21 protein-coding genes are annotated in these 18,781 nt (G+C 71.9%); 3 read left to right on the forward strand and 18 right to left on the reverse strand.

Translation table 11 applies throughout. The annotated features are described in order from the left end of the window. Positions 1–191 precede the first annotated feature (191 nt). The 15 genes from VFZ20_RS18830 to VFZ20_RS18900 all read right to left on the reverse strand — a co-directional run bounded on the left by VFZ20_RS18830 (position 192) and on the right by VFZ20_RS18900 (position 12,337). Positions 192–896: a DUF4166 domain-containing protein gene (locus VFZ20_RS18830; RefSeq protein WP_329685473.1), complete on the reverse strand. Its 705-nt coding sequence runs from the start codon at positions 894–896 to the stop codon at positions 192–194. 35 nt (positions 897–931) lie between these two features. Beyond that, positions 932–2,602 carry an alpha,alpha-trehalase TreF gene (gene treF, locus VFZ20_RS18835; protein WP_329685474.1) on the reverse strand — a complete coding sequence of 557 codons (1,671 nt, stop codon included), beginning with the start codon at positions 2,600–2,602 and terminating at the stop codon, positions 932–934. 186 nt (positions 2,603–2,788) lie between these two features. After that, positions 2,789–3,040, reverse strand: a complete 252-nt coding sequence (locus VFZ20_RS18840) for a hypothetical protein (RefSeq protein WP_329685475.1) — start codon at positions 3,038–3,040, stop codon at positions 2,789–2,791. Between the two features lie 39 nt (positions 3,041–3,079). After that, complete coding sequence (locus tag VFZ20_RS18845; protein ID WP_329685476.1) at positions 3,080–3,319, reverse strand: pinensin family lanthipeptide; 240 nt, start codon at positions 3,317–3,319, stop codon at positions 3,080–3,082. Positions 3,320–3,724: 405 nt separating this feature from the next. Beyond that, positions 3,725–4,333 (reverse strand): flavin reductase family protein, encoded by a 609-nt coding sequence (locus VFZ20_RS18850; RefSeq protein WP_329685477.1) that lies wholly within the window; start codon positions 4,331–4,333, stop codon positions 3,725–3,727. After that, a complete protein-coding gene (locus tag VFZ20_RS18855) occupies positions 4,330–4,986 on the reverse strand; it encodes an alpha/beta hydrolase (RefSeq protein WP_329685478.1) in 657 nt (218 codons plus the stop codon). Before VFZ20_RS18855 ends, VFZ20_RS18850 begins: the two co-directional genes overlap by 4 nt. A gap of 354 nt (positions 4,987–5,340) precedes the next feature. Further along, the gene (locus tag VFZ20_RS18860; protein ID WP_329685479.1) at positions 5,341–6,498 is read right to left on the reverse strand and encodes an FAD-binding oxidoreductase; all 1,158 of its coding nucleotides are present in this window, start codon (positions 6,496–6,498) and stop codon (positions 5,341–5,343) included. Between the two features lie 27 nt (positions 6,499–6,525). After that, complete coding sequence (locus tag VFZ20_RS18865; RefSeq protein ID WP_329685480.1) at positions 6,526–7,338, reverse strand: DUF4105 domain-containing protein; 813 nt, start codon at positions 7,336–7,338, stop codon at positions 6,526–6,528. A gap of 244 nt (positions 7,339–7,582) precedes the next feature. Continuing rightward, on the reverse strand, positions 7,583–7,777 hold the full coding sequence (locus VFZ20_RS18870; protein ID WP_329685481.1) for a hypothetical protein: 195 nt from the start codon (positions 7,775–7,777) through the stop codon (positions 7,583–7,585). An 84-nt stretch (positions 7,778–7,861) separates the two neighbouring features. Next, positions 7,862–8,185 carry a hypothetical protein gene (locus VFZ20_RS18875; protein WP_329685482.1) on the reverse strand — a complete coding sequence of 108 codons (324 nt, stop codon included), beginning with the start codon at positions 8,183–8,185 and terminating at the stop codon, positions 7,862–7,864. Between the two features lie 94 nt (positions 8,186–8,279). Further along, positions 8,280–8,606, reverse strand: coding sequence for a hypothetical protein (locus VFZ20_RS18880; RefSeq protein ID WP_329685483.1), 327 nt, complete (start codon positions 8,604–8,606; stop codon positions 8,280–8,282). Between the two features lie 381 nt (positions 8,607–8,987). After that, entirely contained in the window at positions 8,988–9,548 is a 561-nt protein-coding gene (locus VFZ20_RS18885; RefSeq protein WP_329685484.1) for a 2OG-Fe(II) oxygenase, read from the reverse strand. A gap of 451 nt (positions 9,549–9,999) precedes the next feature. Next, positions 10,000–10,431: a hypothetical protein gene (locus tag VFZ20_RS18890; RefSeq protein WP_329685485.1), complete on the reverse strand. Its 432-nt coding sequence runs from the start codon at positions 10,429–10,431 to the stop codon at positions 10,000–10,002. Positions 10,432–10,636: 205 nt separating this feature from the next. Next, positions 10,637–11,401 carry a methyltransferase domain-containing protein gene (locus VFZ20_RS18895; protein WP_329685486.1) on the reverse strand — a complete coding sequence of 255 codons (765 nt, stop codon included), beginning with the start codon at positions 11,399–11,401 and terminating at the stop codon, positions 10,637–10,639. Positions 11,402–11,419: 18 nt separating this feature from the next. Next, on the reverse strand, positions 11,420–12,337 hold the full coding sequence (locus tag VFZ20_RS18900; protein ID WP_329685487.1) for an alpha/beta hydrolase family esterase: 918 nt from the start codon (positions 12,335–12,337) through the stop codon (positions 11,420–11,422). Between the two features lie 210 nt (positions 12,338–12,547). Between VFZ20_RS18900 and VFZ20_RS18905 the strand changes: the two genes are divergently transcribed. The 3 genes from VFZ20_RS18905 (at position 12,548) to VFZ20_RS18915 (ending at position 14,763) form a co-directional block, all read left to right on the forward strand. Beyond that, entirely contained in the window at positions 12,548–13,135 is a 588-nt protein-coding gene (locus VFZ20_RS18905) for a hypothetical protein (protein ID WP_329685488.1), read from the forward strand. 171 nt (positions 13,136–13,306) lie between these two features. Continuing rightward, positions 13,307–14,497 (forward strand): 6-bladed beta-propeller, encoded by a 1,191-nt coding sequence (locus VFZ20_RS18910; protein ID WP_329685489.1) that lies wholly within the window; start codon positions 13,307–13,309, stop codon positions 14,495–14,497. A 41-nt stretch (positions 14,498–14,538) separates the two neighbouring features. After that, positions 14,539–14,763 (forward strand): hypothetical protein, encoded by a 225-nt coding sequence (locus VFZ20_RS18915; RefSeq protein ID WP_329685490.1) that lies wholly within the window; start codon positions 14,539–14,541, stop codon positions 14,761–14,763. Between the two features lie 112 nt (positions 14,764–14,875). Here the strand turns inward: VFZ20_RS18915 and VFZ20_RS18920 are convergent, their stop codons facing one another. The 3 genes from VFZ20_RS18920 to VFZ20_RS18930 form a co-directional block, all read right to left on the reverse strand. Then, positions 14,876–15,733, reverse strand: coding sequence for a lysophospholipase (locus VFZ20_RS18920; RefSeq protein WP_329685491.1), 858 nt, complete (start codon positions 15,731–15,733; stop codon positions 14,876–14,878). Between the two features lie 689 nt (positions 15,734–16,422). Further along, positions 16,423–16,782 carry an Imm7 family immunity protein gene (locus VFZ20_RS18925; RefSeq protein ID WP_329685492.1) on the reverse strand — a complete coding sequence of 120 codons (360 nt, stop codon included), beginning with the start codon at positions 16,780–16,782 and terminating at the stop codon, positions 16,423–16,425. A gap of 30 nt (positions 16,783–16,812) precedes the next feature. Continuing rightward, positions 16,813–18,781, reverse strand: a 1,969-nt coding sequence (locus tag VFZ20_RS18930) for a GAF domain-containing sensor histidine kinase (RefSeq protein ID WP_329685493.1), incomplete at its 5' end; no start/stop codon positions are given.

The following is an 18,781-nucleotide window of genomic DNA, read 5'->3' on the forward strand; positions in this document are numbered from 1 at the left end:
TGGATGGGGCGCCGGCGGCCGAAGAATCTGGTTGCCGGAGTGCGTGATCCCGCCCGTGCGCTGAGTTCTCGCGCGAGGGGTTCGTGCACGGGCGAGGTCCGTGCGCGGCGCGACCAGATTCTTCCGTCGGCGCCATCGTGCACGGGGTGGATCGCGACGGCGCCTCCTTCAGAATGACAGCAGGGGATGGATCACGTTGTCGCTGTTTTCTTTACACTGTCCCGTGCATCCGCCGCAGCCGCGTCCTTCAGCACGCGCACGGTGCGGAAGGTTCCCTCGTATCCAAAGATCCGTCCGAAGACCGGGTGGATGATCAGCAGGTTCACGCGCACGGTGTCGCCTTCCTTGCTGTCCGCCTTTTGCCAGAAGGTGACCGTGCCGAACATCAGCTTCCACAACCACTTCGGCAGCCACAGCCTGCGCCCGCGGACGCGCAGGGCGATGGAGTGCGTGTCCAGCGTAAAACGGTCCGGCGGATGGTACCGCGCCTTCCACACCATGTAGAGCACGTCGCGCGGCCCCACCAGGTCCACCACCTGGTCGATCTTCGCGTCGTAGATGATGGACGTCGGAAAACGCACGGGCGAATCGAACGCGAACGTGCGGTCCCACACGTGGTACACGCCGTCCAGCGCGCTCCATCCCGGCCGGACGGTGAGTGTCGTGGGCACCTCCGTGCCGCCGCGGGGAACGAGGATGCGCAGGCCGCCCAGCCAGCGGAACAGCGGCGCCAGCCACCGGGGGCGATGCCAGACGCGGTGCATCACGCCCTCCAGCCGCATGCCGTACGGCAGGTCCGCGCGATGAAAGAACTGCTCGGCGAACGCGAACGGGACGTCCGTGTGGCCCTCGAAGACGGGATCCAGCGGGGAACGCAGGGGCGGATGCGTGGCCATGGCGGGTCGCGCGGTGGCGGATGAGGGGAGGATGATCAGCGCCGGGCCGCGGCGGGTGGCGCTGGCCGATTGGGAGCGGCGGCGCGCGGCGCACGCTCCTGGGCGCTGAGCGCCAGCGCCACGCCGTTGGTCCAGCCGAAGCCGTCCTGCGTGGGATACTCGCCGCCGCCGGCGGGACGCGCGGGATCGACCACGTCGTACTTTTCCGTCATCTTGCCCGTCGCCGCGTAGACGCGCCGGTTGAGCGCCAGCCAGCGCGCGCGGGCATCATCCGCCAGGTCCGCGCGGCCGTAGCGGCGCACGCCCTCCATGGCCAGCCACTGCAGCGGCGGCCAGCCGTTGGGCGCGTCCCACTGCTGGCCGGACGTTACCAGCGTCGTCACGAATCCGCCGCGGCGAAGGAAGTCGCGCTCCAGCCGCGCCGCCACGGCGCGCCCCTGCTCCGGCGTCGCCAGACCAAAGTACAGCGGCACGGCGGCCGCCAGCGTGGGCCGGTTCTCCACCCGCGCGCCCGTGCGCCAGCGGACGTCGTAGAAAAAGCCGGACGCCACGTCGTACGCGGCCCCCAGCAGCGCCCGCCGCCGCGCGTCGGCCAAGGCGCGGAAGCGCGCCGCGGCCTCCGCGTCGCCCGGACCGCCGCGAAAGCCGCGCAGGGCGGCGATGGTCTGCTCCGCGTGGTAGAGCAGGCTGTTGAGGTCCACCGGCGCGAGCTCCGTCGTCTCCAGCGTGCGTAGGTCCGACGGGTCGCGCATCCACCGGCTGCTGAAGTCCCATCCGCTTTCCGCCGCCGCGCGGACGTTGCGGTAGAAAGCCTCGCGGCGGTTCTCCGGCAGCGTCTGCGCGAGCGTCCAGTCCTCGCGGTACGACTCCGGGCGCGGCTCCGGCCGGTCGTCCCAGTAGCGGTTCAGGAGCGAGCCGTCCGGCAGGCGCACCACGCGCCGGTGCGCCGTGCCGGGCGCCAACGACGCCGCACCGTCCATCCAGAACGCGTGCTCCGCCTCCAGCGCGTCCAGCCAGCGCAGCGCCTGCGTGGTATCCGCCGCTCGCGCGTACAGTCCCACCATCGCGGCGAAGTACGGCGGCTGGCTGCGGCCCAGGTAGTACGTGCGGTTGCCATTGGGCACGTGGCCGATCGTCCGCACCAGGTGCGCGAAGTTGTCCAGCATGCTGCGGACGAGGTCCGTGCGCCCGCTTTCCACCAGGCCCAGCATGGTGAAGTACGAGTCCCAGTAGTACACCTCCCGGAAGCGGCCACCGGGCACCACGTACGCGTTGGGCAGGGGGATGAGCGACGACGTGGACGCGGCGTCGTCCGGCTGGCGCGTGAGGAGCGGCCACAGCGCGCGGATGTGCGCCTCCATCTCCCCCGGCGCGGCGCCGGATGCGCCCGTCGCCGGCGCGCCCGGCACCTCGAAGTGCGTGCGCACGAACGCCGCGAGGTCGAACCCGGCGGATGCGCGCGCGGTGGCGTACAGCGCGGCGATCTGTGCCGGCGGGCGGCGCGGGACGGCGTCGACGAAGGTCTTGGAATCGGGAAAGATGCTGGCCACCTGCACGTCGTGGAACAGCGGCCCCAAGTCGCGCGCGGGATCGTAGCGCGCCGATTGCGCCGCGCCCGGCACGCGGGCGGTGTCGGCGGCGGGCGCGGCTGTTCCGCAGGACGCCAGTGGTAGGGCGAGGACCAGCCACGCGGTGCGGATGCGCATCGTTCCCCTTTCGGCAAGTCGAACAGGCGGATCGATGAAGAAGACAGCCTGTCCGCCCGCCGCGCAACCGTCTTCAGGCGGCCCGCCAGGATGAAGAAACGGGACGGGCGCTCCACGAGGGGGCGCCCGTCCCGTTTTGTCGCATCGGCCGATCCGCGCCTTTCGGGGCGGATCAGGATCGGCGGATCAGCAGGGGCTGCCGGCCTGCGTGCAGTCGCATCCGTACTGGCAGCTCGCGGGCAGGGTGTTCTCCACCGCGCAGCTGTACCACTCCGTGTAGACACACTTGTACGTCTGGCACAACGGGTTTACTCGCGAGACGGCCAGCAGGGCCGCGTCATCCTGCCTGCCCTCCACGGTGCCACGGGTGGCGGGAACGGCGTCGGTCTGGAACGACTCCGCGGCGAGCGACTCGAGCTTCAGCTGGATCTTGCGCATGGTACGTCCTCCGTCTGCGTGGTGGATGGGATCCGCGGATCAGCAGGGGCTGCCCTTGACCGTGCAGTCGCAGCCGTACTGGCAGCTGGCGGGCGCGGACTGCTGGACGGCGCAGCTGTAGTACTGCGTGGGGCAGCGCAGCGTCTGGCACAGGTCGGTGATGGCGAACACGACCGCCTCGTCCTGCCTGCCCTCCACGGTACCGCGCGCGGCGGGCACGGCGTTGGTTTCGAACGACTCCACGGCGAGCGTGTCGAGGTTCAGCTGGATCTTGCGCATGGTACGTCCTCCTTGCGGATCAGAGAGTGTCCGGACCCGCGAGGCACGCGCGCAGTCCGTTGGTGCATTCGCAGTTCGCAACGCAGCTGGCGTATTCGGTGCGGCGGCGGGGGCACGTGAGGTACGTCTCCGGCAGGCACGGATTGGGCGCGCTTGCGGCGGGAAACGCGTCCTCTTCCTGCCGGCCCTGCACTGTACCCGCGAAGCCGGGTGCACGATCGGTCTCGAACGACTCTACGGACAGATGGTCCAACCGCAGGCGTAGCTTGCGCATGCGAGCATCTCCAGCGTGAGGGCGTGATGGGGCGTTCGACGGGAGCGCCACATACATAACACGCCGTTTGTGGAAATGCAACGGCCTGAGTGGATCGGTGATCGGAGCGCGGCGCGGCCGGAGCCGCCGTGTTACACGGCGGGCCGCTCGAGGGCGGGAAGGTCGCCAAGGGTGGTGTAGAGGTCGCCCCACAGCCGCGCGACGGGGCGCAGGGCCGCCGTGTCGACGAAGTGCGTGCCGGGGATCATGGGGATCTCGTCGGCCACGCGCACGCGCAGCACCTCGCCGATCACCAGGGTGTTGGGCGAGCCCTCCAGCGCCACGATCTGCTGCACGCGGCACTCCAGCACGGCCGGGCAGCCGGCGACGTACGGCGCATCCACCGAGTCCGCCTGGGCAGATTCCAGTCCCGCCATCACGAACTCGTCCACCTCCGGCCCCCACTCGCCGGACGTCTCGTTCACCTGCGCCAGCTGCGCCTCCGTGGCGAGGTTGACGCAGAACGCGCCCGTGTCGCGGATGTTGCGCAGCGAGTCCTTGTCCTCGCCCCGGCGGCTGCCGATGGAGACGGAGACCAGGAACGGCGTGGCCGACACGGCCGCGAAGTAGCTGAACGGGGCCAGGTTGCGCTGTCCGTCCGCCGAGCGGGTGCTGACCCACGCGATGGGGCGGGGGACGACGAGCGAGGTGAGCAGCTGGTAGCGCTCGCGGCCGCCGAGGGCGTGCGTGTCCCAGATCACGCGGCACCCTCCGCCGGGAGCGACCGCGCGATCCAGTCGCGCACGTCCGCGGCTTCGTCACCGTCGATGCCGTGGCCCATGGGGTAGTCGCGCGTCTCCAGGTCCGCGCCCGCCGCGCGGAGGGCGGCGCGGCCCTCCTGGCCCAGCGCGAAGGGGATGGCGGGATCCATTGTCCCGTGGCCCCAGAAGAAGCGCGTGCCGCGCACCGTTTCGGCCGCGGCGCGGACTGTGGGATGGCGCGGCAGAAAGCCGCTCAGGCAGAGGACGAGCGGCACGGCGCCGGGGTTCCGGAGCGCGTAGCCCAGCGACATGGTGCCGCCCTGCGAGAATCCGCCCAGCACCAGCGGCCCCGTGCGGACGGGCAGGCGTGCCGGCAGCTCCGCCAGGAACGCGGCGAGCGCCTGCTGCGAGGCTTCGAAGCTCTCGGGCTCGGGCGCGTCGGTGCCGACGAAGCGGTACCACGCCCAGCCGGGCCCGTACCCCCACGGCGCGCCGGGATGCGGCGCCTCGGCCGTGACGACGACGGCGTCCGGCGCGACGTGCGGCGCCAGCCCCAGCAGGTCGAACCGGTCCGTCCCCCGCCCGTGCAGCAGCACCACGAGCGGCGCTCCGTCCCGCGCCTCCTCCGGTACCACCTGCTCGTACTTCAGCATCGCGTGTTTCCTGTCTCGATGTCGATTGGTCTGCCGACGAAACTGCCGGGTCCCGCTCCTACGACGCACCTGAAAGGGAATTACCCAATCCCCCTTTCGATGAACCCCACGCGCGTCATCCTGAGGGAGCGCCACGCATGACGTGAACCCACGCAGGACTATGGCGCGACCGAAGGATCTTCTCTGCGAATCGTGAGGCTGGTCTCGTGCATCGAAGCCGGCTTGTCGCTTTGCGGGCAAGATCCTTCGTCGCCGCCATGGCCCGTGGAGCGTTCGGGATCACGCGGCGGCTCCTCAGGATGACACTCGTGCCGATTGGGCAGTGAGGCGTGCCTGTCGTCGTTTCGCCGTCCGCTACAGGAGCGCGCTTCCCACCACGGGCTCGCCCTCCGCGAAACGGCCCGGCCGCAGCGCGTGCGCATCCATCGACCGCGCCTCGCCGTGCAGCATCATCTCCGCCAGCAGCAGGCCGATGGCGGGCGAATGCATCACGCCGTGGCCGGACGAGCCGTTGGTCAGGTAGAAGTTCGGCACCTCGCGCGCGGGGCCCAGCAGCACGTGGTGGTCCGGCGACATCTCGTACAGCCCCGCCCAGCACCCCGCCCGGTCGATGGACGCGTCGCGCAGGCACGGGATGCGCTCGCACGCGCGGCGCGTGACGGCGCCCACCCAATCGTCCTCCACCTCCGCGTGATACGGATCGTCCCCCGCCGGCTCGTCCGGCTGCAGCAGCAGGACGCGGCCGTCGCGCACGCGCAGGTGAAAGCCGTCGTCGCAAAAGATGGTCATGGGCATGTCGGCCGGCAGCAGGGCGCACGGGTCCGTCAGCGCCACCTGCCGGCGCAGCGGCCGCACGGGCAGGCCGATTCCCGCCATCCGCGCCACGCGCGCCGCCCACGCACCCGCCGCGTTCACCACGGCGCCCGCCGCGATCTCGCCCGCGGGCGTCTGCACGGCGCGCACGGCATCGCCCTCCATCCGCAGCCCCGTCACGGGCGCGTCCCAGGCGAAGCGGACGCCCATCTGCTCCGCCGCCTCGCGGTATCCCCGCAGGATCTCCAGCGGGCGGATGTAGCCGTCCGTGGGGCAAAAGGTGCCGCCCGCGATCTCGCCGTGGATGGCGGGATTGAGGGCGCGCGCCTCGTCCGCGTCCACCGCCCGCGCCTCGTGCAGGCCCTCCGCGTGCTGCAGCGCCTGCGCGTCGAGCAGGATTTGCAGCTCCGATGGCGTCGCCGCGAGAAAGAGGTAGCCCACCGGGTGATAGCCGGGGTCCACGCCCGTCTCGTCCGCGAACCGGCGCAGGGCGTCGCGCGCCAGGAGCGAGAGGCGGATGTTGGGCGCGGAGCCGAACTGCGCGCGAAATCCGCCCGTCGCGCGGCCCGTGCTTCCCTGGCCGGGGCCCGGCGCGGTATCGAGGACGACGACGTCCGTGCATCCGCCGCGCGCCAGGTGATAGGCCACGCTCGCTCCGATCACGCCACCGCCGATCACCACCACGTCCGCGGACTGCATGGAATCCACCTGGGTTCGGGAAAGGACCTACGAGCGGATGCGCGCGCTGAAGTCGGGGCTGTGGATGGCGGCCCGCGCGCGATCGTTGGCCTGGAACGCGGCGCGGGCCTGCTCCAGCGGCAGGTCCGTGTCGATGAGGCCGCGCTCCAGCGCCAGCTTGTCGGAGTAGCCGGGCAGCACGATCCCCAGGCCGATGGGGATGTCGTTGTCCAGCAATGCGTTGACGGGGCGCAGGATGTTCGTCGTGCAGTTGTTCGTGAGCGTGTTGTAGAAGACGGGCGCGCGCTCGATCTCCTGCGCCCGTTGCAGCATGGCCACGAACAGGGCCCGCGCCTGCCCGGGCGTGGCGCGGGCGGGATACAGGTAAACGGGGTCGTCCTGCGTGACGGCGCGCACCCCGATGACGTCGCGCTCCTCGCCGATGACGTACATCAGCTCGTACTGCCGCAGGGCGCCCTTCCAGATGGAGTACGTCTCGCTCGCCTCGCGCCGCGCCTCCACGGAGATGCTCACGTACTGCCCGTCGCTGAAACCGAACGTGAGAAAGGTGTGCGCCGGCCCCCGCCACTCGCGGCTGAACGGCGACAGCACGAACCACACGCGCTGCAGCTTGTCCAGGTCGTACGTGCGGTCGCGGTACGCGGGGGTAAAGTCGGTGGCGGAGCGAAAGGTAAAGTCGCGCACGTCGCGCACGTGCACGCGGCTGCTGTCGAAGGTCACGTGCGGCAGGCGGGCCTGCTCGGGGCGCCAGGCGCGGTCGTTCGTGGGCCGCGTGGTGAGCCGCAGCGCCACGTAGCCCAGGAGCAGAACGCCCGCGAGGACGAGCACCACGTTCCACATGCGTCGGCGAAGTCGGGAGAGCGCGCGGGGCAAGCGAACCTCGGAAAGCGCGGCGGGGACGTCAGGCGTGCGGATGAAAAGTCATGCGATGGGCATCGTCGCGCCAGCCCCGGCATTGTGCAGGGGGCGGGAAAAAAGAATTCTCACGCAGAGGGAGCAGGGGCAGCAGAGTACTTCAGTCCGCGCGGAACCGGGGTACTCTGCTGCCTCTGCTCCCTCTGCGTGAGAAATTCAGTTGGTCTTTCTACACGCGCTCGGCGGGGTCGCTCGTGGCGGATTCCACGCGCAGCTCGTCGATGTTCCGGCGGATGCGCTCCACCATCGCCGCGTAGCGCGGATCCGTGCCGTCCTTCATCAGGTCGTTCAGCGCGGCCTCGGCCAGCTCGTGCGCGTTCACGGCCTTGCCCAGCGCGATCTTCTTGTTGTCCTGCGGTTCCATCGTCCGCCGTCCGGTCCGGGGGTGAGGTCCTGCGTTTTAGCCGGACCTTTCTCAATCTCCGTTCCACACGGGGACGGGACGGCGTCAGCGCGCAAGCGGCACGGAGAGCGGGGACGGCGCGGCGGCCGGCACGGACACGGCGGGCGTGGCGATGCGCTGAACGGGCGCGGCATCCATCAGCAGGCGCTCCGTGAAGTCCAGCCGCTCCCGCACCTGTGCCAGCTCCTCGCGCAGCAGCGCCACCTCGGTGGCCAGCGCGGGATCGGCGGCGGGCGCCAGGGGCTCGTTGTGCCAGCGGCGGCCCCAGCGGCGCCGATTGGCCAGCTGGTCCCGCGGCATTCGGATCGCGGCCACCAGGCCGGTGGCCATGGCCAGCACGGGGATCATCAGGGCCAGGATGCCTTCCATCGTCTCGTTCTCTCTTCCACGTCGGGCCGGTGCCATGCGCGCCGGGATGCGCGCCCGCCGTGCATACGGGCGGCACGCACGGGAAGATTCGGCGCTACGCCATCATCATGGCCCGCACGCACACCACCAGCCCGCCCGCGCCCAGCAGCCACGGCCAGAAATGGACGGGGATGAAGAACAGCGAGTGATGCCCCGCGTCCAGCGCCAGCTCGCCGTCCAGCACCGCACCCTGCCGCTTGCGGGTGTATTCGCCGAACGGGTAGCACGCCAGCCCGGCCAGCATCAGCCCCACGCCCACCGGCGCGCCGCCGGCGTTGATGGCCGCGTACGGCAGCACTGCCCCCATCGCCATGATCGTCGCCACCACCACGCCCACCACGATGAACAGGACCCAGATTCCCTTGCCACGCCACCAGATCATGATGCGCTCCCGCTATCGATGAGATTCCACGGATGAATGCCGGCGGGGTGCCGGCCGGCGGCGCGCCACGCACGCCCCACGCCGAGCAACGTGTCGTCGTCGGATCGGACCTCATCTGCATTGCTGACAGCGGGTTACGGGAATCCGGCGCTCATTCCGCGCCGGAGCGGAGCGTGAGGAGTGGGACGCGCGGGGAACATGCGTGGGGCGTGGCGGACCCGGCAAACGCGTCGGCCCGGCTCGTCCATGACGGAGAGCCGGGCCGATGCGCACCTTCCAGGAAACCGTTGACCCCGTTCACGAAGTGCCGTGTGAGAACGTAGTTCGGATCCGTCACCAGGCGCGGATGGAGGCGCCGCGACGGAGATCAGCGGGCGTGGATCAGCGGAACCAGGTGGCGATGGTGTAGCGCACGCCGTGGGTCACGGGCGTGACCTCGTGCGTGGTCTCCGCGCGGAAGGTGACCAGGCTGCCGGGCGTGGCGGTGGCGGCCACGCGCTCCTGCGGCCCGTTCCAGGGCCCGTGAAAGACGAGCGATCCGCCGCCGTACGTGTCCGGCATCGGCTCCTCGGCCTTGTGGCTGAGGAAGATGACGGCGGAGATGCGGCGAAAGCGCGAGTCGTCCCACACCATGGGCGTGTTGCCGTCCTGGTGCGGGACGAAGTAGTCGCCCGTCTCGTAGCGCAGGAACTGCGGCTCCTCGCACTCCGTGACGGCGATGCCGAAGTGCGCCTCCAGCTCCGCCTTGCGCTCCATCAGCCGCTGGCGGACGAGCGCGCGGGTCTCGGGCGAGACAGCCACCCGCGTGGTCTTGCGCGACATGGTGTGCACGTCGCCGCTGAGCACGGTGGCCGGCGCGCCGCCGGCCGCGTCCAGCTCCGCCACGAGGCGGGCGCGTGTGTCTTCGTCCAGGAAGCCGTCGATTTCGAAGAGGTCGATCATCCGGGTGGGGCAGGGGCGTGGGGATGGGATGCGGATCGCGGGACGCGGATCGTGGAGCGGAGCCGTCCCACGCCCACAAGCTTGCGCGCGCGGGGTCCTGACGCCAGCCCCAGGCTCGCATCGGCGAAGCGCTTTGGGAGGTCGGAAGCGCTTGGTTTCTGCCACGCGACGGCCGGTCGCGGACCGGAGGAATCAGCAGGAGGACGGCGTCCCTTGGTAGAGGGGCTGCTTTCGGCGAGGGGACGGGATCCGCGTTTTTTGGGGGAGGCAGGATGACGGCACCGGGCGCGGAGGGAGGCCGGTGCACATCATCCACCTGATCGCGATCGGTAGAAGGCGGTCCGTGCTGAGGCGGTGCGTGCCCCGCAACCCGGCTGCGAACTGCTCTCTCACGCAGAAGGGATCGAGGCAGCAGAGTCCCCCGGTCCGCGCGGAGGGCGGGCGCCAGACGTCACGCGCCGGCGATCGCGGGGGCCGTGAGCGTCGCGGGGATGAAGTGCTCGCCGCAGCGGTTGCACATGAACGTGTTCTCCCACCGCTTGAACAGCCGCGGGAACTCCTGGCCGTTGTAGTCCAGCGCCTGCTTGAGCAGCCAGCCGCAGATCCCCGCCAGCGCCAGGCCGAACAGCAGTCCCGCGCCGGGGCTGCTCATCCCGCCCAGCAGGAACAGCGCGCCGAGGACCACGCCGACCACCAGTCCGCCCACCTTCTTCTTTTCCGGCGGCGCGGCGCCCCGGGAAAGCAGCGTCTGCTGGGTGCCCGACGTGTACGCGCGAGCGGCCCCCGCGCTGGTGGTGGCCTGCATGGTGGACGATCCCTCGCGGTAGATGATCTGCAGGCGGCGGATGTCCTGCGAGTGGCAGGCGGGGCAGGCAAAGCTCATCGTGCGTCTCCTGGATGGGGGAGGGGAGGGTGAACACCCGGTCATCTCCTGTAGAGGGACCGGCGGCCACCGGATTCCCATCCCCGCCTGGCAGGCGACGTGGAACGGCGAACTGCGTTTTTCACGCAGAGCCGCAGAGGACACAGAGTACCCCGGTTCCGCGCGGAGCCGGGTACTTCGCATACAGGCGCGTTCATCGACCGGGCTACGATGCGCGGCGGCGGCCGGCGTAGGCGTAGCCGGTGATGGAGTAGAAGTAGCGGCCCTCGCGGTCGCGGTGCTCCAGGTCGCGGACGAAGGCGGCGTAGTCGCCCGCTGGGACGAGGCCCTTGCGCGCCATGCTGCCCAGGTCCTGGACGCGCGCGTGGCCGTACGCGGGCGCGGCGTACACCATGTTCGTCATCACCCGCGCGCGCACCTCGCCGTGGAACAGGCCCGTGGGCGCGAAGATGCCCCACAGCCGCCGGCCCATCCACCCGTCCGCGTGGTCCATCCACGGCTGCCGCCAGTCCGCGAACGCGTGCACCAGCCGGCGGACGGCGGCGCGGTCGTCCGCGTCCCACAGCTGGCTGTCCCAGTCCCAGTGCGCGATCACGGCCACGCCGCCCGGCCGCAGCACGCGCCCCACCTCGCGCGCGAAGCCGTCCGGGTCCGCCAGGCACTCCAGCAGGTTGTGCGAGTACACGGCGTCCACGCTGCTGTCCGCCAGCGCGATGCGCCCCTCGAGACGATCCTGGCGGAACGCGACGCGCGGGTCGTCCGCCGCCTCCGCCGCCGCCGCCGCGATGGACGACGCCGACGCGTCCAGGCCGACGAAGCGCGCCGCGGGGTCCGCGTGCCGGGCGGCGAGGGCGAGCAGGTCCGCGCCGCGGCCGCAGCCCAGGTCCACCGCCGTTCCGCCCGGCGGCAGGTCGATGGACGAGAGCAGCCAGTCGCGGTGCGCGCGGACGTCGTCGGGGAGCGGATTCATCGCGGGAGGGGACGGGGTTCAGCGGGCCGGGTGCGCGGCGAAGAATCGCCAGAGGACCGCCGTGGCGTCCAGTGCCCGGCTCGGGGGATCGCCGCGGCGGCGGGCCGGACGCGACGCCCGCGCACCGGGCCAGGCGTGGCCGCCGCCTTCGATGGCGTACAGCTCCACGGTCGTCCCGGCCGCGCACGGGCCGTAGTGCGTGTGCGTGACCGTGCCCTCGCGCGAGACCGCGGGCGTGGCGGGGCACCCGTCGATGCGCCGCCACGTGTCGATGGCGTACGAGACGGGCCGCGCCGGATGCGCCTGCCGCGCGTCCGGTCCCACGCCGCCGCCGAACGGCAGGTTGCGGTCCGCCGTCCCGTGCACGTGCACGACGGAGACGGGGCGCGGCGGGCGGCACTCCGACGTCGTCAGCTCGCCCGCCACGACGCCGATGGCCGCGATGCGCCCGCCCAGCGCGCACGCCGCCTGGTACGCCATCATCCCGCCGTTGGAGTGGCCCGCCGCGTACACTCGCGCAGGGTCGATGCGCAGCGTGGCCTGCAGCGAGTCCAGCAGGGCGCGGACAAAGCGCGTGTCGTCCATCCGCTCGCGCATGGCCCATCCGCAGCAGGTGCCGTTGTTCCACGTCAGCATGCGCCCGCGCCCGCTGCCGTTGGGGTAGACGGCGATGAAGCCCTCGCGGCGCGCCAGCTCCGTCATCCCCGTGGCGCGCCGCACCTGCGCCCCGTTGCCGCCCCCGCCATGAAGGACGAGGACGAGCGGCAGCGCGCGCCGGCCGTCGTACTGCGGCGGCAGGTCCACGAGGTACGTGCGCTCGCGCCCGTCCACCCGCAGCCGCGCCTCGTAGCTGCGCGCCTGCGCATGGAGCCCGGCGGACGCGAGGAGCGACAGGGCGATGACGATCTGCGAGAGTCGGCGGCGGATCGACGGCATCGTGGCGGGGCGGGGAAGGGGTTCGTTGCGGCCTGCGGATCAAGATGATGTACAGCCGCCCGCCCCCATCCGCTGGGTGGATGCCGATGTCGATCGGCTGGGAGGCGCATCCACCCGGCACGTACGTGTTGTCCGCCGACGATGGCCGACGTATCGTGTGCGGAGGCCCCCCTGTCGAAGTCCGCGATTCACCCTTCGGATTTCTCTTCCATGAAGCACATCCGCCTCGCCTCCCTGTTCCTGGTTGCCGGCGCGCTGAACGGCTGCGCCGCGCTGGGCATCACCCCCGCGTCACCGTACGGGCTGGCGTTCGCCGGCGTGGACCGCGCGGCCACGGAAGACGTAAGCGCCGCCGCGCTGCCCTCCGCCCGCGAGGAAGGCGCCACGGACGACGCGTTCTCGTTCCGCGTCTCCGCCTCGGCGGACCGCCTGTCGGTCGTGGTCGTGAACCGCACGGACGTGCCCGCGCGCATCCTGTGGGAGGATGCGTCCTACGTGGACACGGACGGCTCCACCAGCCACGTGATGCGCCAGTCCACGCGCTTCGCGGAGCAGGGCGCGGCGCAGTCGCCGTCCGTCGTCCCCGCGGGCGGGACGGTGGAGGAGCGCGTGATTCCCGCGTCGCTCATCCGGTTCCGCGCCGCCACGTTCGGCGGATGGGACCCCGCGTGGCTGCTGAGCGACAAGGCCGCCGTGGGCCAGCGCGTGGGGCTGCGGATTCCCGTGGAGGTATCGGGCGAGCGGCGCGAGTACACGGCCTGGCTGGTCGTGCAGCCCAACCGCCTGGCCCATCGCTGACACCGCGCTTCCCGGGCCCGATCGAGACGAACGCAGCCGGCGCCGATGATCTCGGCGCCGGCTGCGTTTCTGATGTCGGACGATCCTTGTCGCCGGTATGGGGACAGTTTATGATGGACAGCACGTCGATCGCGCGACCGCGACGGTCACCCTTTCCCAGGAGGAGGGCGCGTGCCGGGTAGCCGATGGATTGCGCTCGCCTGCGTGGGGGGGATGATCGCCGGCCCCCTCGCGTCGCAGGCGGTGGTCCGGATGCCGGTCCGCGACCAGGCGCTACGCCGCGAGGTGCGGGAGGTCTTTTCCGTGGGCGCGGCGGACGGTGCGGGTGGGGACGTGTTCGGCGCCGTCGGCGACGTGGGGTTCGATGCCGCCGAGAACCTGTACGTACTGGACCGGCTGAACACGCGCGTCGTGGTGTTCGATTCAACCGGCCGCTTTGTTCGAACCCTCGGGCGGCGCGGCGGTGGGCCGGGCGAGCTCACCGCGCCGCAGCAGATGGCCGTCTCCCGCGACGGCGAGGTGACTGTTTCCGACGCGGGCCGGCGGGCGCTCGTCGTCTTCGGGCGGGGAGGGACGGCGCGCTCCGTCCCGTTTCCTGGCGTCACGATGCTCATCGGGCGGACGCTCGCGCTGCATCCGCGCGGCGGGATCGTGAGCGTGGCGATGGGCAATCCGCTCGCGCGCGACGCCGACGCGTTCGGGGAGGAGCTGCTGCTGTGGATGCCGGCGGGCGACGGTGCTCCGCGACGGCTCGCGACCGTGAGCACGCCCCGCTCGCGGACGACCGGCGGCGGCGTACGCGTGCACGAGCCGCTCGTCTTTGCGCCCACGTTCCGCTTCGCGGTGCTCCCCGGGGGCAGCGTGGCCGTGGCCGATGACGCCGCGTACTCCATCCGCATACAGGACGCGGATGGGCGCGTCATCTGCGTCCTGCGGCGCCCTTTCGAGCCGCGCCGCGTCACGGAGCGCGACCGGCGGCACGAGCGGGACCGGCGCGAAGGGCGGCTGGCGGGGGGCCTTCGGCTGATCGGCGCGGAAGGCGTGTCGATGCCGATGGGCGTGCGGCAGGCCCTGGCCGAGCCCCTGGAGGACGCGGCGTTCGCCGGCGTGATGCCGGTGATCCGGCGCATGGGGGTGGACCCGGCCGGCAACCTGTGGGTCGAGCGGACCGGCCCAACGCCGGACCGGCCCGCCGGGATCGACGTCGTGAGTCCGCGGGGGCGCTACCTGGGCACCCTCGCCGGCTGGGAGCTCCCCGATGCGTTCAGCCCCGGCGGCCGGGCGGCGTACGTCCGCGAGAACGCGCTGGGGGTCCAGCGGGTGGTTGTCGTCCGCTTTCGATGGGAAGCGGCGGGGCGCTGATCTTCGTCATCCCGTTCACCTCCTCGATCGCTGGAGGTTCCATGAGCTCGCTTACACGCAGGATCGCCCCATTCGCCGCGGGATTCACCCTCGCTCTCGCCGTCTCCGCCGCGCCTGCTTCGGCGGCCGGGCGCGCCGTCCCGCAGTCGTGCGTCATCCCGTCGGGTGTGTACGGGATCGTGGATTCCACGGGTGCCCTGGTGGCCATCCTGATCGTGTATCCGGATTGCCGGACGGAGATCTTCAAGAAGCAGGAGCCGTCCTGACGCGGGCGGAATGCGCGGCGCCCACGGAGAACGGCTCCCGGAGAAAACCGCCTCCGGGAGCCGTTCTGCGCGTGGTTCTTCACGTTCGCCAAGCCAGGCGGGGATCGCCGGGCTACACCGTGGCGAGGTGCGCGTCGATCCAGCGGAGGATGTCGTCCATCACCGTCTCGCGGCCCACGTCGCTCAGCAGGTCGTGGACGTGGCCGTCGTAGAGCTTCAGCGTCTTGTCCGCCGATCCCGCGCGGGCGTGGAACTCCTGGCTGCCGTCCGGGCGCGTGACCCGGTCCGCCGTGCCGTGCAGGATGAGCACGGGGAGCGTGACGCGGGGAAACTCGCGCTCCAGCCGCTCCCCCGCGCGCACCAGCGCCGCCACCGTGGCCGCCGGCTGCGCCTCGTGGTGCACGCCCAGCGGATCGTCGATCATGGCCTGCACGACGGAGGGGTCGCGCGAGAACCCGGCCGTGGGCAGGCGCAGCACGGGCAGCCGCGGCGCGATCCGGCTGATCCACCCCAGCAGCGTGAGCGCGAAGCTGGGCGCGTACACGCGAAACGCGAAGCTCTCGCAGATGAGCCCGGCCAGCTCCGCCTGGTGGTCCAGCGTGTAGACGCTGGAGACCACGCCGCCGGCGCTGTGCCCCAGGAGAAAGACGGGGAGCCCCGGCTCGCGGGTGCGCGCGTGCTTGAGCAGGGCGTCCACGTCCGCCGTGTACTCGGCGATGTCGTCCACGTACAGGCGCGGCCCGTCGGAGCGTCCGCGGCCGCGCAGGTCCAGCGCGTACACGGCCAGCCCCGCGGCCGCCAGCTGCTCCCCCGCCCACGCGTAGTACCCGCTGTGCGACTTGACCCCGTGCACGATGGCGACGACGGCGCGCGCCGGCACGGCCGGGCGCCACGACCGCACGAACAGCTGCAGGCCGCCGGTGGTGGCGATGCGTTCTTCTTCGGCGGGGCTGGCCAGCGTGCTGGTCATGGGCGTTCTCCGGTCCGGGGGGATCCTGCGCGGATGAACGCCGGCGGCCTGGGGTGCCGCCGGCGTGTTCGGTGTCCATGATCCGCAAGATAGATCGGAGGACATTCCCGTCCTAGAAAACGTGTGTGTCGCCCGCAGCAGGGCGGAGAAGCGCGCCCGCGGATGCGCCATCTGGACGCGTCCGATCGGCCCTCCACCACCAGGAGTGCCCGGCGGACGGGTGGGTGCAACCGTCCTGATGCGTCATCCGGCGGATGCCGGTCAACAACGCCTGTCCGCGAAAGCGTCATCCTGACAGCGAATCCAGGACGGGTTTCGAGCCGTTTCTCACCCGTGCTGTCATTCTGAACCAGGCGCCCGGAGAGCTCCCACAGGGTGGCCCGTGAGGGGGGCGCGCCGCCGCTCCAGCGTGGACGCGCCGTCGCGCAGCAGGGCCGCGTACTCCTGCATGCGGCCGATGGGCATTCCCGTGGCGCGCAGGCAGTTGAGAAAGCGGATCCACGCGATGTCCTGCGGCCGTAGCGGCGGTGCCCGCCCGGCCCGCGCCCCACCGGCGACACCAAGCCGATGCGCTCGTAGTCGCGCAGGCTCCTCCCATCCCCCGAAACGAAACGGCTCCCGGGACGGTTCCGGGAGCCTGCGAATCCGCCGGACCGGCCGGATTGACGATGGTGTACGACGCGGGTCCGCTACGGCTGGTCGACGGCGTACCGGTCCTCGAGGTACTCCACGGTGCCGCGGCGGATCTGGCGGACCTGGAAGGGCCACGATCCATCGGGGTCGGGGAACTCCGGGCGGACGTACATGAGCCCGTAGCAGCCGGGGCACTGCCGCGCCAGCCAGTGAAAGACGTCCAGCACCTCGCCCTGCGCGTGGTTGCGCACGCCCGACGCGGTGACCAGCAGCGTGTTGAGGTTGGTGACGTGGAACGACCCGCGCGCGCCGTCGTCCAGCGCCGCGATCCGTGCCTCCAGCGCGTTGGCCAGCGCGCGCTCGGCGTCCGCGTCGCGCAGGCCTTCCACCACCGCCCAGCAATGGTACTCGAACATGGCGCGTCGTTTCCGTGAAGCGCGGCGGGATCAGCCGGCGGCGCCGGCGGCGGATCGAAACCCGCTCAGGCAGGCCCGCGTGCGCTCGTCCAGCAGCCGCTCCAGCGCCGACACGGCCGCCTCGCGCGCCCGCGCGTCGGCCGCCAGCGACCGGCCCAGCGTGGCCAGGCACACCTCGCGCACCAGCGTTGTCTCGCACAGCAGCTGCGCCTCCGTCCACCCCATCCGGTGCCGCTGGGCCCCGTGCAGTTCGCCGATCACCCGCTGGATGCGGCTGCCGTCCGCCAGCAGCTCGCTGGGCTCGCCGCTGGCGCCGGCCAGGATGGCCAGCGAGTTGGCCACGTCGATCACCAGGGTGCCCAGGTGGTCGGCCACGTCCACGTCCGACATCTCGTCCGTGATGCGCAGCGCCGGCTCGGCCCGCGCGCGGCGGACGAACTCGTCCACCGTGGGCGCCACCTGCCGCAGCAGCCCCTCGCCCGCCCTGGCCAGCCCGCGGCCCGCCGCCTGGCGCGCGGACTCGCCGCCGCGGGACTCCGCCGGCTCCACGCCGCGCGCCCCCTCCGCGGGCGGAACAGGGCCGGCGGACGGCGCGGCGGGAAGGCGCAGGACAAAGACGGCGCCCGCGCCGCTGGCCGGGGGCTCCACCGTGACGTCGCCGCCCATCAGCCGCGCCAGCCGCCGGCTGATGGGCAGCCCCAGCCCCGTGCCGCCGTGGGGCCGCGTGAGCCCGGCGGCACCCTGGACGAACGGCTCGAAGATGCGCTCCACGTCCTCGGGCTTCACCCCCTCGCCCGTGTCGGAGACGACAAAGACCAGCTCCCCCTTGTCCGCCCCGTTCTCCGTCCCGTCACCGGCCGGGCGCGCGTGGCAGCGCAGGGTGACGCGCCCGCCCGCGGGGGTGAACTTGATGGCGTTGGAGAGCAGGTTGACGAGGATCTGCCGCACGCGGTACTCGTCGCCCAGGTAGCGCAGCCCGGCGGCGGACGCCGTCTCGTCCGCCAGCGTCAGCAGCCGGCCGGAAGCCAGGGGACGCACCAGGGCCAGGGCGCCGCGCGCCGTCTCGGCCGCGTCCACCTCCTCGTGCTCCACGTCCAGCCGCGCCGTCTCGCTCTTGCTGAAGTCCAGCACGTCGCCCACCAGGCGCAGCAGGTGCCGCGAGCTTTCCTGCGCGCGCCGCACGTAGCCGCGCTGCGCCTCGGCCAGCCCGCCGCTCACGTCCATCTCCAGCAGCTCCAGGTAGCCGATGATGGCGTTCAGCGGCGTCTGCACCTCGTGCGTCATGGTGCTGACGAACTCGTCGCGCGTGCGCAGGGCCGCCTCGGCCGCGTCGCGGGCGTCGCGCAGGTGCTCCTCGGCCGTGGCGGCCTCCTCCAGCGCCATCTCGGCCTCGGCCAGGGCAGACTCGGCGGCGTCGCGGGCGTCCCGCGCGTCGCGGTGCAGGCGCGCGTTGTCCACGGCCATGGCGGCGCGGCGGGCCAGGTCCTCGGCCATCACCACGTCGATGTCGCCAAAGCGCCGGTCGCGCTCGGCGGTGATGAAGGTCATGGCGCCCAGCACGGTGCCTCGCGCCACCATCGGCACGATGACGTACGAGCGCACGCCCAGCCGGCGGAGCACTTCCAGGTGCCGCTCGTCGTGCGCGGCGTTCACCAAGGCGCTGTCGGGCACGTCGAACACCATCTCGGGCCGGCCCGTGCGGATGACCTTGGGCGCGCCCACCAGGTCGCTTGCGCGCGGCGGATACTGCTCGTGCAGGCTGCGGGCGGCGTCCTGCTTGTCGGCATCGGGATGGACGACGGCAATGCGCCGCACCTCGCCGTTCTCGTCCAGCACGTCCACGATGCACCACGCGTCCAGGTACGGCAGCGACATGCCGGCCACGGTGGTGAGCGTGGCCTCGTAGTCCAGCGAGTCCGCCAGGCAGCGGCTTACCTCCGCCAGGAACGAGAAGCGGTCGCGGCTGGCCTCGGCCAGGTCGCGCTCGCGCTCGGCCGAG

The sequence above is a fragment of the Longimicrobium sp. genome (assembly GCF_036280135.1).
Classification (GTDB): Bacteria; Gemmatimonadota; Gemmatimonadetes; order Longimicrobiales; family Longimicrobiaceae; genus Longimicrobium.

Excerpts from the sequence above, each read along its gene's own strand:
- treF (WP_329685474.1), bottom strand. The coding sequence starts at position 2,602 with ATGCGCATCCGCACCGCGTGGCTGGTCCTCGCCCTACCACTGGCGTCC.
- VFZ20_RS18865 (WP_329685480.1), bottom strand. The coding sequence starts at position 7,338 with ATGTGGAACGTGGTGCTCGTCCTCGCGGGCGTTCTGCTCCTGGGCTAC.
- VFZ20_RS18905 (WP_329685488.1), top strand. The coding sequence starts at position 12,548 with ATGAAGCACATCCGCCTCGCCTCCCTGTTCCTGGTTGCCGGCGCGCTG.
- VFZ20_RS18920 (WP_329685491.1), bottom strand. The coding sequence starts at position 15,733 with ATGACCAGCACGCTGGCCAGCCCCGCCGAAGAAGAACGCATCGCCACC.
- VFZ20_RS18845 (WP_329685476.1), bottom strand. The coding sequence starts at position 3,319 with ATGCGCAAGATCCAGCTGAACCTCGACACGCTCGCCGTGGAGTCGTTC.
- VFZ20_RS18830 (WP_329685473.1), bottom strand. The coding sequence starts at position 896 with ATGGCCACGCATCCGCCCCTGCGTTCCCCGCTGGATCCCGTCTTCGAG.
- VFZ20_RS18900 (WP_329685487.1), bottom strand. The coding sequence starts at position 12,337 with ATGCCGTCGATCCGCCGCCGACTCTCGCAGATCGTCATCGCCCTGTCG.
- VFZ20_RS18860 (WP_329685479.1), bottom strand. The coding sequence starts at position 6,498 with ATGCAGTCCGCGGACGTGGTGGTGATCGGCGGTGGCGTGATCGGAGCG.
- VFZ20_RS18915 (WP_329685490.1), top strand. The coding sequence starts at position 14,539 with ATGAGCTCGCTTACACGCAGGATCGCCCCATTCGCCGCGGGATTCACC.
- VFZ20_RS18895 (WP_329685486.1), bottom strand. The coding sequence starts at position 11,401 with ATGAATCCGCTCCCCGACGACGTCCGCGCGCACCGCGACTGGCTGCTC.
- VFZ20_RS18840 (WP_329685475.1), bottom strand. The coding sequence starts at position 3,040 with ATGCGCAAGATCCAGCTGAAGCTCGAGTCGCTCGCCGCGGAGTCGTTC.
- VFZ20_RS18890 (WP_329685485.1), bottom strand. The coding sequence starts at position 10,431 with ATGAGCTTTGCCTGCCCCGCCTGCCACTCGCAGGACATCCGCCGCCTG.
- VFZ20_RS18875 (WP_329685482.1), bottom strand. The coding sequence starts at position 8,185 with ATGGAAGGCATCCTGGCCCTGATGATCCCCGTGCTGGCCATGGCCACC.
- VFZ20_RS18855 (WP_329685478.1), bottom strand. The coding sequence starts at position 4,986 with ATGCTGAAGTACGAGCAGGTGGTACCGGAGGAGGCGCGGGACGGAGCG.
- VFZ20_RS18880 (WP_329685483.1), bottom strand. The coding sequence starts at position 8,606 with ATGATCTGGTGGCGTGGCAAGGGAATCTGGGTCCTGTTCATCGTGGTG.
- VFZ20_RS18885 (WP_329685484.1), bottom strand. The coding sequence starts at position 9,548 with ATGATCGACCTCTTCGAAATCGACGGCTTCCTGGACGAAGACACACGC.
- VFZ20_RS18870 (WP_329685481.1), bottom strand. The coding sequence starts at position 7,777 with ATGGAACCGCAGGACAACAAGAAGATCGCGCTGGGCAAGGCCGTGAAC.
- VFZ20_RS18925 (WP_329685492.1), bottom strand. The coding sequence starts at position 16,782 with ATGTTCGAGTACCATTGCTGGGCGGTGGTGGAAGGCCTGCGCGACGCG.